Here is a 16,331-nt window from a genome sequence, read left to right as displayed (position 1 = left end):
CGCGCAGCTCGATAAGCTCACCGATGCGGTGGTCTGTTAATGGAAAGGCGCAGCAAAATCTGCATTATTGTGAACTGTAAAAGAGAGAGGGCAACAATGAAACGCGGACGAGAAGAGCAAAAATCTTTCGAGGATCCGGTCTGTGGCATGCAGGTCAGCTACAAGACAGCCCCTGCGGAGTCCGAATACCAAGGTAAACACTATTACTTCTGTGCGACGGCTTGCCGCGAACAGTTCGACGCGGACCCCGAACGGTATGTTCGGGCGCACCGGCAGCATGGGTCAAGGCGTGGGTGAACCTGGCAGCATTCGTGACCGTGATCGGCAACGCCCTGGCTGTTGAGTGATGCCCGGCTTTGCTGCAGGCTGACAGGGATTCTGTCGCCGACCCCTCTATGTCGATGACGTGGGCGCCAGATCGAGACGGCGGCACGGTCGGGGTTGGTCAGCTGCCGATATCGCCCCACAGCCATTGGCAAAGCGCCATGGCCGCAACCGGTGCGGTTTCGGTTCTCAGTACCCGGGGGCCGAGGGCCACCGGCAGGAAACCTTCTTTTTCCGCCTGGGCGATTTCCTCGGGGGAAAGTCCGCCCTCGGGGCCAATCATCAGGGCGACGCGTTCGGGGGGGATAATGGCTTTGAGTGCGTGCTTGGTGCGGTGGTGAAGGACAAGACGCACCTCGCAGTCCCGGCTGTGTTCCAGCCACTCGGAAACGGTCATCACCGGCAGGATCTCGGGCACCCGGGCGCGGCCACATTGCTCGGCGGCGCTGATGGCGACGGATTGCCAGTGGCGCAGGCGCTTGTCTTCCCGGTCGCCCCTGAGTTTGACGTCACAACGTTCGGTGGTTAACGGCACGATGCGGGTGGCGCCCATTTCCACGGCTTTTTGCACGGCGTAGTCCATGCGGTCGCCTTTGGAAAGGGTCTGGCCAAGGACGATTTCCAGGGGGGACTCGGTGGCGTTGGCTTCCGGCGTGCCCACCTGTACTTCAACGTTTCTTTTGCTGGCACTGATAATCGTGGCGGGGTAGTCGTTGCCGTTACCGTTGAACAGCAGCAGTTCCTGCCCCGGCTGCATGCGCAATACCCGGCCCACGTGCTGGGCGGCATTGTCATCAAGATCAGCGGTTGCGCCCTCGCTGAGGGCGGAATCGGTGTAGATGCGGGGTATGCGCATGGATGGTTCTCTCAGGTTACGGGACGGTTCTCAGTCCCGAACCGCGATTTCTATGCCTTCCGTTGCGACCTGGGCGAGGTGCCGGATCTGTTCTTCGGTGATTACGTAAGGCGGCATGAAGTAAACCACATTACCCAGGGGGCGAAGCAAGGCCTGGCGGGTCAATGAATGCTGATACACCCGGATTCCCCGCCGTTCCTGCCAGGGGAACGGGGTTTTCGATGCCTTGTCTTTCACCATCTCTACGGCGAGGGTCATGCCGTGCTGGCGGATATCTCCCACGTTGGGGTGGTCCGCCAGGTGGGCAACAGATTCGGCCATGCAGGTGGAGAGCCTGCGATTGCTCTCGATAACGTTGTCGTCCCGGAAGATGTCCAGGGTGGCCAGTGCCACAGCGCAGCCAATTGGGTTGCCAGTGTAGCTGTGGCTGTGCAGGAAGGCCTTGAGGGTTTCATAGTCGTCGTAAAATGCGTTGTAGACATCATCGGTGGTCAGCACTACGGACAGCGGCAGGTAGCCAGCGGTCAGCCCCTTGGACAGACACATGAAATCCGGGGTGATGCCCGACTGCTCGCAGGCGAACAGGGTGCCGGTTCGGCCAAAGCCCACTGCAATCTCATCGGCAATCAGGTGCACGCCATAGCGGTCGCAGGCTTCTCTCAGCCTGGTGTGGTAAATCGGGTGGTGCATGCGCATGCCGCCGGCACACTGGATTAAAGGTTCCACCACCACGGCGCAGATTTCGTCGTGCTTTTCGGCCAGCAGTGTTTCCATGGCCTCAAACTGGCGCAGTGCGTAATCCTCATCGGTCTCACCCGGTTCTTTGTTAAACGCATCTGGGGAGGGCGCCGTCAGGACTTCCATCAACAAAGGCTGGTAGGTGTCCTTGTACAGAGATACATCGCCGAGGGCCAGTGCGCCCAGAGTTTCCCCATGGTAGCTGTTGCTCAGGTTCACGAAGTTTTTCTTGCCCGGTTTACCGTGGTTTTTCCAGTAGTGGAAGCTCATCTTGAGGGCGGCTTCGATCGCAGACGAGCCGTTGTCGGCGTAAAAGCATTTGTTGAGTCCTTCCGGAGTTGCCTCAATCAGGCGCTCGGACAGGTTGACCACGGGCTCATGGGTAAAGCCGGCCAGGATGACATGCTCAAGCTGGCCAATTTGTTCCTGGATCGCGGCGTTGATTCTCGGATTGGCATGGCCGAACAGGTTGACCCACCAGGAGCTCACGGCGTCGATGAACCGGTTGCCCTCGAAGTCTTCCAGCCAGACACCTTCGCCCCGCTTGATCGGGACCAGTGGCAGGGTTCCTTCATGGTCTTTCATCTGGGTGCAGGGATGCCACACGGATTTGAGGCCACGGGCGACGAGGTCAGCATTGCGCATGAGAATTCTCCATCAGACGGTCGTGTTCTGGATTGTCGGCGGTTAACCTGTGCGGATATTACCGTTAACAGCGGCGACTGGCCAATGCCGACAAACTTCCAGAGCCTCGGAATTCCTTAAGAAAGACTAAGGGGACGCTGATGGGACGGGGATTAAAAAATCCCAATAATTTACTGTAGCAGGATTTCAGGACGCAGGCCCATTGACCGGGCCTGCTTTCACTTGACCAAAATCACTGGAAAAGCGTCCGTAATCAGAAGCTTTTACTCCAGCCAAGCCAGAATTTCGGATCATCCGAGTTGACGGAGCCAAGGGCGCTGTCCGGGTCGATATCCGAATATTCCAGATTGATACTGACGGAGCCGAGCGTTCCCGCATCCTTGGTCACGTTGACGGCGGCGTGTCCATAGCTCGCCTCGCCCACGGACGGTTTTTTGTCGTCGGTAAAGTCGTAGTAGCCTAATGTAACACCTGCACTGAAATCATTTTCCAATGGCATGTGGGCGCTCAGGTAATAGAAGACATCACCTTCCACGAACAGCCCTGGTGTGCTGTTGTCACTGTTTACTGTATAGGCTAGCCCCGCGGATAAATACCCGTAACTCAGCTCCCCGTATATCTCCCCGAAATCAATAGAGGCGGGAGCGTCCGGGTAAGCATAATATATATACCCGACGTCATATCCGATATCGTTGATAGCGCCCGAGTAACCCGCATAGAGGTCAAACTCATAGCTGGTCCCGTCGCCAAAATCCACATTGGAACCCCATACACCGGCATACAAGCCGGACGCATGCTCGTAGTCGAGCCCACCCTGGACAGCAGCTGAATTGTCTGTTTGTGTCACGCCACGGAAGAGGTAATTGCTGGAGACGCCTACATTGGCGCTTACGTCAGCGCTGACCATTGAAGGAGTTGCCTGAAGAACTGCAAACAGACCAACACCGAGCAATCCGGATTTTCTGAGAACTTGCTTATCCATTATGTACACCTTTTTAAGTTGCGCTTTTCGCATTCCTCAGGAGCAAACAAGGTGCCAATCATTATAACTTGTTGTTTATTATAACTTTAATTCTAAAAAGCAGTAGCGAAGTCCGATTCATAAATCCGCAGCGCCCCAAAATGGAGCGATATCCATCGTTCGATCAGTGTGGCGCTCGATTTTAGTGCCAGCCTGGTCGCCCTTGACCTTTTTGCGCCCAAAGTCATCCGGCCAGCCCCGGCGCTGTACCGGAACAACGCCGGTCAACGCGCTGCGCGCCATGTCGGGCGCACCATAAAAAAGGGGCAGAAAAATCTGCCCCTGAAACCTGATTAACTCTTTATCTCGCCAGTATCAGCGCCAACGCGGACAGAACCCAAACCCAATAACCATCTTGCTGTTTATACAGCAATTTTACCATTTGGCTTGAGCCTTACATAAGCGGAACCGGGGATCATGCATGATCAAAACGCATACTGGAACCGCGCACGGACCTCATCTCCGCTTTCGCCGCTGGCTTGCTCGCCGTCCATGTAGCTCAAGCCGAGTCGGACATTCTTATTGGCGTAGTAGTTAACACCCAGCGTCGTTTGCTCGCCGTCGGTTGTGGCCAGCCCCACGTCACTGTATTTTCCATCACCCTCTTCAAAACGGGCGATTACTTCCCAGGCACCTCTGGGCGATGACGGCTTTACCCGCTTAAACACGCCCGCTTTGTAGGGGCGACTCTCTCCGGTAATGACCCAGCCGAGCTGCACGTAGTAGCCATCGACATCCAACTGCCCTTCCTCGGAATCGAAGTATTCGGCCTGAGCGTGGAAAGGCCCCATACGGCCAGCCAGTTCCAGATTGTAGGTATCGATTTCATCAGCCTGAACATCGGCCTCACGCGTGGTATAACCCGCGCCAAGATGAACAACGGCATCATTCGTTTGAATCGGCGCAAACGTACCCCGTGCCGTTATCGCCGTATTATTGAAGTCGTTGCTGCCGTCACCATCCGCTTCAAAATAACCGATACCGTAGGTCCAGTTACTTCCCTTCCCGCTCAGCTGAATACCGCCACTGCGTCCGGGAGCATAACGCTCGGTCATGGCGGAGCGCTCTAGCGCGGAAATGTCTTTCGAGCTTGTCAGTTCTTCCAGGCCGAAAGGCTCTTTCTGCTTACCGATGGTGACGCTTGCAACTGAGCCAAACCCCAGGTACCGAATGTAAAGGTCTTCGACGTCACCGCCGTCGGCACCCTCACTTTCCGCGACGTTAAACTGAGTCTTGTAGGCCCAGTCGCCATAATGGCCCTTGACGTATAAGCGTGCACGCCGCACATCAAAATCCTTGGTATCAACGCCGTTGTCATCCGACTGCGTTGCGTCGTAATCCCACTGGATACGGCCACCAAGCTGAAAGGATGCCAAATCATCAGACGTTTTGACCTCAATACCACTCTCGGTATTGATCACCAGGTCCTCACCGTCAGTCGTAACAGTACCGGCCTGTGCGGAAACAGCGGAAACCGCCAGCATCAAGCTCAAATATTTCTTAGCCATGGTTTTCTCTTACCTTGTCGGTTTGCTTGTGTATTTTGGAACACCGGGGTAAGTGTATTTGGCTAACATTGCGAAAAAGTTACAGAAAACCAATTAGTCGACCCTGAAAAAAGAAAAACCTGAAGAAAAGCCCCCGGAAGCAGGGGCTTTGTCTGGGCGGCTTAGCTCAGTGCGCGAGTACCCGTGACAGGAATGACTGGGTGCGCTCGTTCTGGGGGTTGTCGAAGACGTCTTCGGGTTTGCCTTGCTCGACAATCTGGCCCTCGTGGATGTAGATCACCCGGTCGGCCACTTCGCGGGCAAAGCCCATTTCGTGGGTGACGACCATCATGGTCATCCCTTCTTTGGCCAGCTCGCGCATGACGTCCAGCACTTCACCGATCATTTCCGGATCCAGGGCTGACGTTGGCTCGTCGAACAGCATCAGGCGCGGTTCCATGGCCAGGGCCCGGGCAATGGCAACGCGTTGTTGTTGGCCGCCCGACAGATGGCTTGGATACTTGTCTGCCTGATTTCCGATGCCAACCCGGCTCAGCAGTCGTTCAGCGGTGGCATCGGCAACTGTCGGTGATTCGCTCTTGACCTTCCGGGGTGCCAGCATGATGTTCTTCTTCACCGTGAGGTGCGGGAACAGGTTGAACTGCTGGAATACCATACCGACTTCCTTGCGGATCTCGGCCAGGGCTTTCGGATTACCGCTCTTTGGCGCAAGCTCGTGGCCATCCACCTTCAGATGACCGGATTCAAACTCTTCCAGGCCATTGACGCAACGGATCAGGGTGGACTTACCGGAGCCACTGGCGCCGATAATGACCACCACTTCGCCTTGTTCGACGGTTAAATCTATATCTTTCAGGACATGCAGGTTGCCGAAGTACTTGTTCATGCCCTTCATTTCTACAATATGAGTCATGGGTACCTTTCCTTCAGACAGAGACCAGTCCGCGCCGCTCGACGTAGCGGAGAATCAGGGACAGAGAGAGGGTAATGGCGAGATACAGGATCGCGACCACGAAATACACCTCAAACGCGGTGAAGGTGTTGGCAATGTAGATCTGGCCCTGGCGGACCAGCTCGCCCACACCAATGACCGAGAAAAGAGACGTGTCCTTGATGCTGACGATGGCCTGGTTGCCCAGCGGCGGAATCATCCGGCGGAATGCCTGGGGCCAGATGATGGACCAGAATGTCTGGGTTCTGGACAGGCCCAGGGAAAGGCCCGCTTCGCTCTGGCCTTTGGCAATGGACTGAACACCACCGCGAACCACTTCCGAAATATAGGCGCCGGAGTTCAGCGCAATGGCTGCGATACCGGCGGTCAGGGGATCGATCGGGCCGCCGATCAGGTCGGGCAGGCCGTAAAAGATAAACAGGACCTGGACCAGGATCGGAGTACCGCGAAAAATTTCGATGTAGGCGGTCGCCGGCCATTTCAGGAACCATCGCTTGTTGATGCTCAGCAGGCCGAAGAAAATGCCCAGGGCAAAACCAATGACCAGGCCACCGAAGGAAATCAGGAGGGTGTAGGGAATCCCTTCAAGCAGAAAAGGGATGGAGTCGATGGCAGCCTGCCAGTCGAACTGAAACTGGAATTCCACAGTGAGGATCTCCGCAGCGTTTTGGAGTCAGGAACGGCCGGAGTGAACACACCCCGGCGCAGGGAATCAGACCTTGCGGGTCCGGTCCTTACATGCCTTCTGGCATCGGGCCAAACCATTTTTCATAGATGGTTTTGTAGGTGCCATCTTCTTTCATGGCCGCGAGAGCCGCGTTGACATCATCGACCCACTCACTGCCATTCTTGAGGGCGATGCCGTATTGCTGGCCTTCGTAAAGCGGTCCAACCGTCTTGACCTTGCCTTCACCCTTGGTGCGGGCAAAGTAACCAACGTTCGGCGCATCGTAGAAGACCGCATCAATGGCACGGGACATCAGCGCCATGTACATGTCTGAGCTGCCGGGATACGGAGTGACACCATCGTCTTCTTCGAGGGTCTTTACCAGGTAGTCGTAACTGGTGCTGCCGATCTTGGTGCCAATTTTCTTGCCTTCCAGATCGTCTAACTCCGTTACGCCATCTTCGCCCTGGCGGACCAGAATACGCAGACCGGAATCGTAGTATGGATCAGAGAAATCAACGATCTCTTCGCGCTGGTCGGTAATGGTGATGCCCGCGATGGCGATGTCCACGTTCCCGGTTTGCAGTGCCGGGATGATGCCGTTGAAATCCATGGTGTTGAGATCAATCTCGAAACCGGCGCGGTCAGCAACCTCACGGATGATTTCCATATCGAAACCGATCATTTCACCGGTTTGCTGATCCATCATTTCAAACGGAACAAAACTCGGGTCAGTGACGACACGCAGGGTTTCTGCGCTGACGGTTCCTGCGGCAACGGTGAGTGCCAGGCTGGCGCTGACTGTCTTCAGCCATTTCGTGCTCATACCTTCTCCTTTTCTTTTTTATGAGGCCCCAATCGCCCGGTAAGGCAAGCCGGACCAACCACTGCTGTTGACGGCGATCTCCGGGGAGCGTTGATGGAACTGCATCACAACCACTTTAGACTATTACGCAGATGTGCACAGGAAATCAAATGCTTGGGGAGGGGAGAGTTAACGGTGTCGGGTCGAAAATGGGGTCAGATGAAAGCGTTCATCTGACCCCGAGTTCACTTCGTTGTGAAAGCGTTCATCTGACCCCGGATTCATGACCCCGGGATTCACTCAGAAGGCGATCTTTTCCCGATCACTGATGCCCAGGTTCTTCCAGATGCTGATGCTGGGTTCTGCCTGGTTGAGGGTATAAAAGTGCAGGCCTGGTGCGCCGGCCTTGAGAAGCTTTTCACACATCCCGGTAACCACTTCTTCGCCGAACTTGCGGATGGAGTCGCTGTCGTCGCCGTAGGCTTCGAGCTGCTTGCGAATCCAGCGCGGGACTTCCGCGCCGCACATGTCGGAGAAGCGGACCAGGCTGGAGAAATTGACGATGGGCATGATGCCCGGCACCACCGGAATGGTGACGCCCATTTGCTCCAGACGGTCAATGAAATAGAAGTAGCTGTCTGCATTGAAGAAGTACTGGGTAATGGCGCTGTTGGCGCCAGCCTTCACCTTACGGGCGAAGTTCTGCAGGTCTTCTTCGGCGTTACGGGCCTGGGGATGAAACTCAGGGTACGCCGCGACTTCCAGATTGAAGGTGTCACCGCTGTGCTCGCGGATAAACGCCACCAGCTCGTTGGCATGGCGCAGCTCACCGGCAGCCCCCATCCCGGAGGGCAGGTCGCCCCGAAGGGCGACAATCCGGTTGATCCCGTGCTCTTTATACAGATCCAGCAGCTCGCCGATTTCCTGGCGGGTGCCCCCGACACAGGAGAGGTGTGGTGCCGTGGAAATGCCCTGCCGGTGCAGGTTGAGCACGGTTTCAATGGTGCGGTCCCGGGTGGAACCGCCGGCGCCGAAGGTGACCGAGAAAAAGTCCGGATTTACCCCGGCCAGCTGGTTGCGCACGTTCTGCAGTTTCTCCTTGCCCTGGTCGGTCTTGGGCGGGAAAAACTCAAAGCTGAAACGGCGTCTGAACTGTTTCTGGGATTGCATCTTGATACCCGATCAGTACTTGTAGCTTTCCGGCTTGTACGGGCCTTCGACCGGTACACCGATGTATTTGGCCTGCTCCGGGGTCATCCTGGTGATCACGCCACCAAAACCTTCCACCATGGCCCGGGCCACTTCCTCGTCCAGGTGCTTCGGCAGGACCTGAACGTAAACGCCTTTTTCCCGGGCATCTTCCGGCAGGTCGGCGAACTTGCGCTCGAACAGGTGCATCTGGGCCAGAACCTGGTTGGCGAAGGAGCCGTCCATGATCCGTGACGGGTGGCCGGTGGCGTTACCCAGGTTCACCAGGCGGCCTTCGGAGAGCAGAATCAGGTGGTCGTTGGTGGCCTTGTCGCGGTACACAATGTGAACCTGCGGCTTCACCTCGTCCCATTCCCAGTTCTTGCGCATGTAGGCGGTATCGATTTCGTTGTCGAAGTGGCCGATGTTGCACACCACAGCCCCGGGCTTCAGGGCCTTGAGCATGTGCGCGTCACACACGTTCGTGTTGCCGGTAGTGGTTACCAGCAGGTCGGTGTTCTGCAGCAGGGCGCGGTTAACGCCAGCCTCAGTGCCGGTGTTCACGCCATCGATGTACGGAGACACCACTTCAAAACCGTCCATGCAGGCCTGCATGGCGCAGATGGGGTCGGCTTCGGTGATTTTCACAATCATGCCCTCCTGGCGCAGCGAAGCAGCAGAGCCTTTACCCACATCGCCATAACCGATAACCAGTGCTTTTTTGCCCGCCATCAAGTGGTCAGTGGCGCGTTTGATGGCGTCGTTCAGGCTGTGGCGACAACCGTACTTGTTGTCGTTCTTGGACTTGGTCACGGCATCGTTCACGTTGATGGCGGGAACCTTGAGGGTGCCTTCGCGCAGCATTTCCTGCAGGCGATGCACGCCGGTGGTGGTTTCTTCGGTCACACCGTGGCAGTTGGCCAGAACTTCCGGATACTTCTCGTGAAGCAGGGCCGTCAGGTCGCCGCCGTCGTCCAGGATCATGTTCGGTTCCCAGCCGTCGACATCGGCACCGACAGTGCGCTCAAGGCACCAGTCGTATTCTTCATCGGTCTCGCCTTTCCAGGCGAACACCGGAATGCCTTGTGCCGCGATGGCGGCTGCGGCCTGGTCCTGGGTGGAGAAGATGTTGCAGGAGGACCAGCGTACGTTGGCGCCCAGCTCCACCAGGGTTTCGATCAGCACGGCGGTCTGGATGGTCATGTGGATACAGCCCATGATGTTGGCGCCTTTCAGCGGCTGCTCGGCTTTGTATTTCTCGCGGAGCTTCATCAGGGCGGGCATTTCGCCTTCGGCGATGTTGATTTCCTTCCGGCCCCAGTCGGCCAGGGAAATATCGCGGACTTTGTAGTCGTCAAAGCTGTTCAGTTTTTCTGCGGGAGTGCTCATGGTGTTCTCCTGTCAGTCTGATTTGGCCGGGGTGTACGTAATTCCCTTGGCCTCTGATTTTGGGAGTTTCGGGGTGGGGATAACCTGCCGTGGAACCGCTACGAGCACGTCCATGTGCGCTTGTTTCCGGCCATCCTTGGCCTCCAACATTCCACGGCAGGTTATCCCCACCCCCCTCTGTTTAAACTCTTGGCGTATGCGGTCATGAATACGCTCGAAAACCTGATTGGGCCTTTCCTGTGTCGTATAGAAAGGCACTAGGCTTTTTGAACTGCCCTCACCACAATTCTGCGGCGGGGATGAGTGATCTCCTTCGGGGACTGTAGAGGGCCATGGACGGCCCGAAACAAGCGCACATGGGTCCAGCCGAGCGTTTATGAAGCGAAGCTTCATGCGACAGCTGGACGACCGCAATCTGCGATTGCGGGCTGGACCCGCTTGCGGGTGCTTGTAGCGTGTCCCCGAAGGAGATCACTCATCCCCGCCACCCCCCGAAAGGTGACGGGTTGAACCAAAGCGGGCCTAACTCCAATGTTCAGACCCGGAATCCTGGCCTCACAGACCCGCAGCATCCTTAAGAGCGGCCGCACGGTCGGTCTTCTCCCATGGGAACGCGGTGAAGGTCTTGCCACCGACGGTCATCTCATAGGGATCGCGGCCAAAGTGACCGTAGGCTGCGGTTGCCCGGTACATCGGGTGCAGCAGGTCGAGCATGTTGGTGATCGCGTAAGGGCGCAGGTCAAAGTTCTGGCGGATCAGGTCGATGATCTTGTCGTCGCTGATCCTGCCGGTGCCGAAGGTGTTCAGGGAGATCGAGGTTGGCTGTGCCACGCCGATGGCATAGGACACCTGGATCTCGCACTTGTCGGCCAGCCCGGCGGCGACGATGTTCTTGGCGACGTAACGGCTGGCGTAGGCGGCGGAACGGTCAACCTTGGATGGATCCTTGCCGGAGAAGGCGCCGCCACCGTGGCGGGCCATGCCGCCGTAGGTGTCCACGATGATCTTGCGGCCGGTCAGGCCACAGTCGCCCACCGGGCCGCCAATGACGAACTTGCCGGTCGGGTTGATGTGGAACTGGGTATCCTTGTGCAGAAGCTCTGCCGGCAGGGCATGCTTGACGATCAGTTCCATCACCGCTTCTTTCAGATCTTCCTGGGTAACGTCTTCATCGTGCTGGGTGGAAAGGACCACCGCGTCGATGCCGGCAACCCGGCCATTTTCATAGCGGCAGGTCACCTGGCTTTTCGCATCCGGGCGCAGCCACGGCAGCAGGCCGCTCTTGCGGGCCTCGGCCTGACGTTGGACCAGACGGTGCGAGAAGGTAATCGGCGCGGGCATCAGCACGTCGGTTTCGTTGCTGGCGTAGCCAAACATCAGGCCCTGGTCGCCGGCACCCTGGTCTTCCGGCTTCTGGCGGTTAACGCCCTGGGCGATGTCTACAGACTGCTTGCCGATGATGTTGATGATGCCGCAGGTGTCGCCGTCGTATCCGACTTTGGAGGAGGTGTAGCCGATGTCTTTGATCACGCCGCGCACCAGGTCTTCCAGGTCGACCCAGGCGCTGGTGGTGATCTCACCGCCGACAATGGCTACGCCGGTTTTTACCATGGTTTCACAGGCAACACGGGCGTGGGGGTCGTCGGTCAGGATCGCGTCCAGGATCGCGTCGGAGATCTGGTCGGCCAGTTTGTCCGGGTGGCCTTCAGAGACCGATTCGGAAGTGAAGATGTTGTAGTCAGACATAAAGCGTGCTCCTCTGTGAGCGTTTCAAATTCAGACCGGTAAGAGTCTTTCTTCAGCCTTTCTTGGGCCAATCTTAAAAGTGTCTTCCGGTTACCGGGTTGTTGGTCTGTGTAAGGATACGTAAAACTACGTATCTGTATATCAAAATTTATTGATATTGAGATGTCAGTCGTCAGATCTGTCCGCCGTTTTTCCAGAATTCCCGAACCTGTATCTGAAAGCCGTTGCGAAGGCCGATAAACAATTGTTCTCCGGCACTTAAACCCGCATCCGTGGCCCAGGCGGTCAGCTCTTCCGGTTCAAAACCCAGCCAGAGGTCACCGCAGTTCTCTTTGGCCCAGTCCTGGTCGTGGCTGCACAAATCACTGATGACCAGGCAGCCGCCGTTGTTCATCAGGGCCGATGCGTCCAGAAAAATGTCGGCCGGGCTGGGCACGTGGTGCAGCACCATGTTGGCGACCACCAGGTCAAACCCGTCACCCCGGGCGAGCAGTGTGTCGGTTACGCCCTCAATCAGATCAATATTGTTCAGCCGCTGGTCAATACAGGTGCGGGTGGCCTTGGCCAGCATGTCCCGGCTGTTGTCGAGGGCAACCACATGCCCGCAAAGCTCCGCCAGTACCGGCAGGAACGCGCCTTCGCCGGGCCCGATCTCCAGGGCAGTCTGCCACTGGTGTTTCCCGGACCGCTTGCGAATCAGCGCTGCCACAGGCTCGGCATACAGATCAAAGGCTGCAATCAGTTCCTGCTGTTCCCGGAACTGTTCGGCGTACCGTGCGAAAAACGCCTGGGACTGATCCGCCCGCTGGTTGCGGATCGCTTCAATTTTTTCCTGAAGGTTCGGCGGCAGAGGCACCCTGTCCACCGCTTCAAAAATCTGGCGGATGGTCTGGTCCGTTGGCTTGTCAGTGTCCAGGTGCAGGGGGCGGCGGTAGAAAATCGCGTTGCCTTCCCGCTGGGGCTCGAGCAAGCCGGCCTTGTTCATCACCTTCAGGTGATGGCTCATGCCGGACTGGCGCATATCGAACAGCTGGCTGAGTTCCAGCACTCCAAAGGTATCCCGTCTCAGCACACGCAGGATCTCCAGGCGCAAAGGGTCCCCGCTTGCCTTGAAGATCGGAGCCAGTGCGTCAACGGAGGACATTTCGTTTGCGTGTGCGTTCAGGGATGTCATGGCTGAGAAGTTTAGGGGGGTTTGGGTGGTCAATCAACAGGAATATCAAAAAATTTTGATATAGGTTTGTGATTCTTTGGAATCAGCCCGTTTCGGTAATCCACAGGCAAACAATCGTGAAAGAGGTCTATGCCGATTTGCCCCGGCACACAGTAATCGGCGAAAATACGCGCCTCTTTTTTAAGCAGTCCGAATTCTTTCCCGATAAACACTGGAGAAACGTCAATGCCGTCTCGTAAAGATCTCGCCAACGCCATTCGCGCGCTGAGCATGGATGCGGTTCAGAAAGCCAAGTCCGGCCACCCGGGTGCGCCCATGGGTATGGCGGATATCGCCGAGGTACTGTGGAACGATTATCTGAGCCACAACCCGGCTAACCCTCAGTGGGCCAACCGGGACCGCTTCGTGCTGTCCAACGGTCACGGCTCCATGCTGCAGTACTCCCTGCTGCACCTGAGCGGTTACGACGTTTCCATTGACGACCTGAAGAATTTTCGTCAGTTGCACTCGAAAACACCGGGCCACCCGGAATACGGTTATACCCCGGGCGTTGAAACCACCACCGGTCCTCTCGGGCAGGGTTTTGCCAATTCCGTGGGTTTCGCCCTGGCGGAAAAGGCGCTGGCAGCGCAGTTCAACCGTCCCGGCCACGACATTGTGGATCACTACACCTACACCTTCCTCGGTGACGGCTGCCTGATGGAGGGAATCTCCCACGAAGTGGCCTCCCTGGCCGGCACCCTGGGCCTGGGCAAGCTGATCTGCTTCTACGACGACAACGGCATTTCCATTGATGGTGAAGTGGAAGGCTGGTTCACCGACGACACCCCGAAGCGTTTCGAAGCCTACGGCTGGCAGGTGATTCCGGCGGTGGACGGCCACGATGCCGACGCCGTGCGCGCTGCCATTGAGGCTGCCCGCGCCAACACCGATCAGCCCACCATGATCTGTTGCAAGACCATCATCGGATTCGGCTCTCCCAACAAGCAGGGCAAGGAAGACAGCCACGGTGCGCCGCTCGGTGACGACGAAATCACGCTGACCCGCGAGCAACTGGGCTGGCAATACGGCCCGTTTGAGGTTCCGTCCGAAATCGCAGCCGCCTGGAACGCACGTGAAAAAGGCGCAGCGGCTCAGTCAGAGTGGGAGCAGGCGTTCGCCGCATACGAAAAGGCCGAGCCAGAGCTGGCCGCGGAATTCAAGCGCCGCATGGCCGGTGATCTGCCTTCAGATTTTGCCGGCAAGGCCCAGGCCTACATTCAGGAATGCCAGGACAAGGGCGAAACGGTTGCCTCCCGCAAGGCCTCCCAGAACACCCTGAACGCCTACGGTCCCCTGTTGCCGGAACTGATGGGTGGTTCGGCCGACCTGGCCGGTTCCAACCTGACCATCTGGGGCGGCAGCAAGGGACTGACCAGGGAAGACGCCAGCGGCAACTACATCCACTACGGCGTGCGCGAGTTCGGCATGGTCGCGATCATGAACGGCATCGCCCTGCACGGCGGCTTCGTGCCCTACGGCGCCACCTTCCTGATCTTCATGGAATACTGCCGCAACGCGGTTCGGATGGCCGCGCTGATGAAGCAGCGTTCAATCTTTGTGTTCACCCATGACTCCATCGGCCTGGGCGAGGATGGTCCCACTCACCAGCCAGTTGAGCAGATGGCCAGCCTGCGCACCACGCCGAATATGAGCATGTGGCGCCCGGCCGACACGGTGGAAACCGCCGTGGCCTGGAAAGCGGCCCTCGAGCGCACCGACGGCCCGACTGCCCTGGTCTTCTCCCGTCAGGGACTACCGCACCAGGACCGCGATGCCCGGCAGCTCGCGGATGTGGCCAAGGGTGCTTACATCCTGTCTGACAGCGAAGGCGCACCGGAACTGATCCTGATCGCTACCGGCTCCGAAGTGGGCCTGGCCCAGGACGCCGCTACCAAATTGCGTGCGCAGGGTAGCAAGGTGCGTGTGGTTTCCATGCCGTCAACCGATACCTTCGATGCCCAGAGCGCCGAGTACAAGCAGCAGATTCTGCCGCTGGACGTGACCAACCGCATTGCTATCGAAGCCGGCATTGCCGACTACTGGTACAAGTACGTGGGCCTGGACGGCCGTATTATCGGCATGACCACCTTTGGTGAGTCCGCGCCTGCCGGTGAGCTGTTCAAGGAATTCGGCTTTACCGTCGACAATGTTCTGGAAGTGGCCGCTGAATTGCTGGACGCCTGATGACAGACTCCGCGCCTTTTCGCATTGCCATCAACGGGTACGGCCGAATCGGCCAGTGCGTGTTGCGTGCGCTTTATGAAAACGGCTTCCGCGACCACCTGCAGGTGGTCGCCATTAATGAGCTGTCGGATATCGACACCATTGCCCACCTGACCCGCTACGATTCCACCCATGGCCGGTTCCAGGGTGAGATTTCCGTAGCGGGCCAGGACCTGATGGTCAATGGTGACGCCATCAGGGTCCTGCGCCATTCCGAACCGGCGGAGCTGCCCTGGGATCTCCTGAAAGTTGACCTGGTGCTTGAGTGTTCCGGCGCCTATTCCGATCGCGCCACCGCAGAACGCCATATCCAGGCCGGTGCCAAACGTCTGCTGTTTTCCCAGCCGGCGGAATCGGATGTGGACCGCACCGTGGTCTACGGCATCAACGACCGCGATCTCTGCCCGGAGGACGTCATCGTCGCCGCCGCCTCCTGCACCACCAATTGCCTGGTGCCTGTAATCAAGGTACTGGACGAAGCCTTCGATGTGGAGCAGGGCAGTACCACCACCATTCACGCGGCGATGAACGACCAGCCGGTGATCGATGCCTATCATCACCAGGACCTGCGCCGCACCCGCAGCGCTTTGCACAACATCGTCCCGGTGGAAACCGGGCTCGCCAAAGGCATCGAGCGCCTGCTGCCTCACATGGTGGGTAAGTTCAGTTCGGTGGCCATGCGGGTGCCCACCATGAACGTGTCTGCCATCGACATGGTCGTTAATGTGGGCAAGTCCACGGATGTGGCAACGGTGAACAAACTGTTAGAAGAGGCCGCCAACGGCCCGTTGATGCGCATTCTCGGTTACACCGACGAACTGCTGGCCAGCTCCGATTTTAACCACGACGCCCATTCCGGCATCGTGGACGGCGGTCAGACCCGGGTAACCGGGGGCACCATGGTGAAAGTGCTGTGCTGGTTCGACAATGAGTGGGGGTTCGCGAACCGGATGCTCGATGTCAGCCGCTGTTGGCTGGAAAAGACTGAAAAAGGGGTCTGACCCCGTATGGGGGCAGACCCATGTTCACGTGTTCACACAGACTTAGGGAAGA

The 16,331-nt window shown here is 57.7% G+C and carries 15 protein-coding genes; 3 read left to right on the top strand and 12 right to left on the bottom strand.

Going from position 1 to position 16,331, the window contains the following annotated elements:
- The first annotated feature begins 39 nt into the window (after positions 1 to 39).
- Positions 40 to 297 (top strand): YHS domain-containing protein, encoded by a 258-nt coding sequence (locus NLK58_RS08815; protein ID WP_341582540.1) that lies wholly within the window; start codon positions 40 to 42, stop codon positions 295 to 297.
- Positions 298 to 445: 148 nt separating this feature from the next.
- On the opposite strand, the gene NLK58_RS08810 is transcribed toward NLK58_RS08815, so the two are convergent.
- The 12 genes from NLK58_RS08810 to NLK58_RS08755 all read right to left on the bottom strand — a co-directional run bounded on the left by NLK58_RS08810 (position 446) and on the right by NLK58_RS08755 (position 13,013).
- Positions 446 to 1,180: a 16S rRNA (uracil(1498)-N(3))-methyltransferase gene (locus NLK58_RS08810; protein WP_341582539.1), complete on the bottom strand. Its 735-nt coding sequence runs from the start codon at positions 1,178 to 1,180 to the stop codon at positions 446 to 448.
- A 30-nt stretch (positions 1,181 to 1,210) separates the two neighbouring features.
- Complete coding sequence (locus NLK58_RS08805; RefSeq protein ID WP_341582538.1) at positions 1,211 to 2,563, bottom strand: adenosylmethionine--8-amino-7-oxononanoate transaminase; 1,353 nt, start codon at positions 2,561 to 2,563, stop codon at positions 1,211 to 1,213.
- Positions 2,564 to 2,816: 253 nt separating this feature from the next.
- Positions 2,817 to 3,545 (bottom strand): TorF family putative porin, encoded by a 729-nt coding sequence (locus tag NLK58_RS08800; RefSeq protein WP_008175315.1) that lies wholly within the window; start codon positions 3,543 to 3,545, stop codon positions 2,817 to 2,819.
- Between the two features lie 117 nt (positions 3,546 to 3,662).
- Positions 3,663 to 3,827: a hypothetical protein gene (locus NLK58_RS08795; protein WP_162893701.1), complete on the bottom strand. Its 165-nt coding sequence runs from the start codon at positions 3,825 to 3,827 to the stop codon at positions 3,663 to 3,665.
- 182 nt (positions 3,828 to 4,009) lie between these two features.
- Positions 4,010 to 5,092 (bottom strand): OprO/OprP family phosphate-selective porin, encoded by a 1,083-nt coding sequence (locus NLK58_RS08790; RefSeq protein WP_117618155.1) that lies wholly within the window; start codon positions 5,090 to 5,092, stop codon positions 4,010 to 4,012.
- Between the two features lie 166 nt (positions 5,093 to 5,258).
- On the bottom strand, positions 5,259 to 6,005 hold the full coding sequence (locus tag NLK58_RS08785; protein ID WP_341582537.1) for an amino acid ABC transporter ATP-binding protein: 747 nt from the start codon (positions 6,003 to 6,005) through the stop codon (positions 5,259 to 5,261).
- Between the two features lie 13 nt (positions 6,006 to 6,018).
- Positions 6,019 to 6,690 (bottom strand): amino acid ABC transporter permease, encoded by a 672-nt coding sequence (locus NLK58_RS08780; protein WP_117618153.1) that lies wholly within the window; start codon positions 6,688 to 6,690, stop codon positions 6,019 to 6,021.
- An 88-nt stretch (positions 6,691 to 6,778) separates the two neighbouring features.
- Positions 6,779 to 7,537 (bottom strand): transporter substrate-binding domain-containing protein, encoded by a 759-nt coding sequence (locus tag NLK58_RS08775; RefSeq protein ID WP_341582536.1) that lies wholly within the window; start codon positions 7,535 to 7,537, stop codon positions 6,779 to 6,781.
- Between the two features lie 279 nt (positions 7,538 to 7,816).
- Positions 7,817 to 8,686 (bottom strand): methylenetetrahydrofolate reductase [NAD(P)H], encoded by an 870-nt coding sequence (gene metF / locus NLK58_RS08770; protein WP_117618151.1) that lies wholly within the window; start codon positions 8,684 to 8,686, stop codon positions 7,817 to 7,819.
- A 12-nt stretch (positions 8,687 to 8,698) separates the two neighbouring features.
- Complete coding sequence (gene ahcY, locus NLK58_RS08765) at positions 8,699 to 10,093, bottom strand: adenosylhomocysteinase (RefSeq protein WP_117618150.1); 1,395 nt, start codon at positions 10,091 to 10,093, stop codon at positions 8,699 to 8,701.
- Between the two features lie 555 nt (positions 10,094 to 10,648).
- A complete protein-coding gene (metK, locus tag NLK58_RS08760) occupies positions 10,649 to 11,839 on the bottom strand; it encodes a methionine adenosyltransferase (RefSeq protein ID WP_117618149.1) in 1,191 nt (396 codons plus the stop codon).
- 172 nt (positions 11,840 to 12,011) lie between these two features.
- On the bottom strand, positions 12,012 to 13,013 hold the full coding sequence (locus NLK58_RS08755; protein WP_341582535.1) for a metalloregulator ArsR/SmtB family transcription factor: 1,002 nt from the start codon (positions 13,011 to 13,013) through the stop codon (positions 12,012 to 12,014).
- Between the two features lie 225 nt (positions 13,014 to 13,238).
- Between NLK58_RS08755 and tkt the strand changes: the two genes are divergently transcribed.
- On the top strand, positions 13,239 to 15,239 hold the full coding sequence (tkt, locus tag NLK58_RS08750; protein WP_341582534.1) for a transketolase: 2,001 nt from the start codon (positions 13,239 to 13,241) through the stop codon (positions 15,237 to 15,239).
- Complete coding sequence (gene gap / locus NLK58_RS08745; protein ID WP_341582533.1) at positions 15,239 to 16,279, top strand: type I glyceraldehyde-3-phosphate dehydrogenase; 1,041 nt, start codon at positions 15,239 to 15,241, stop codon at positions 16,277 to 16,279. The genes tkt and gap overlap by 1 nt, the downstream gene beginning before the upstream one ends.
- The last annotated feature ends 52 nt before the right edge of the window (positions 16,280 to 16,331 follow it).

Source organism: Marinobacter metalliresistant (genome assembly GCF_038098645.1).
GTDB classification, from domain to species: domain Bacteria; phylum Pseudomonadota; class Gammaproteobacteria; order Pseudomonadales; family Oleiphilaceae; genus Marinobacter; species Marinobacter metalliresistant.
Note: the sequence above shows the minus strand (reverse complement) of the source record. Positions and strands in the feature narration are given on the sequence as shown.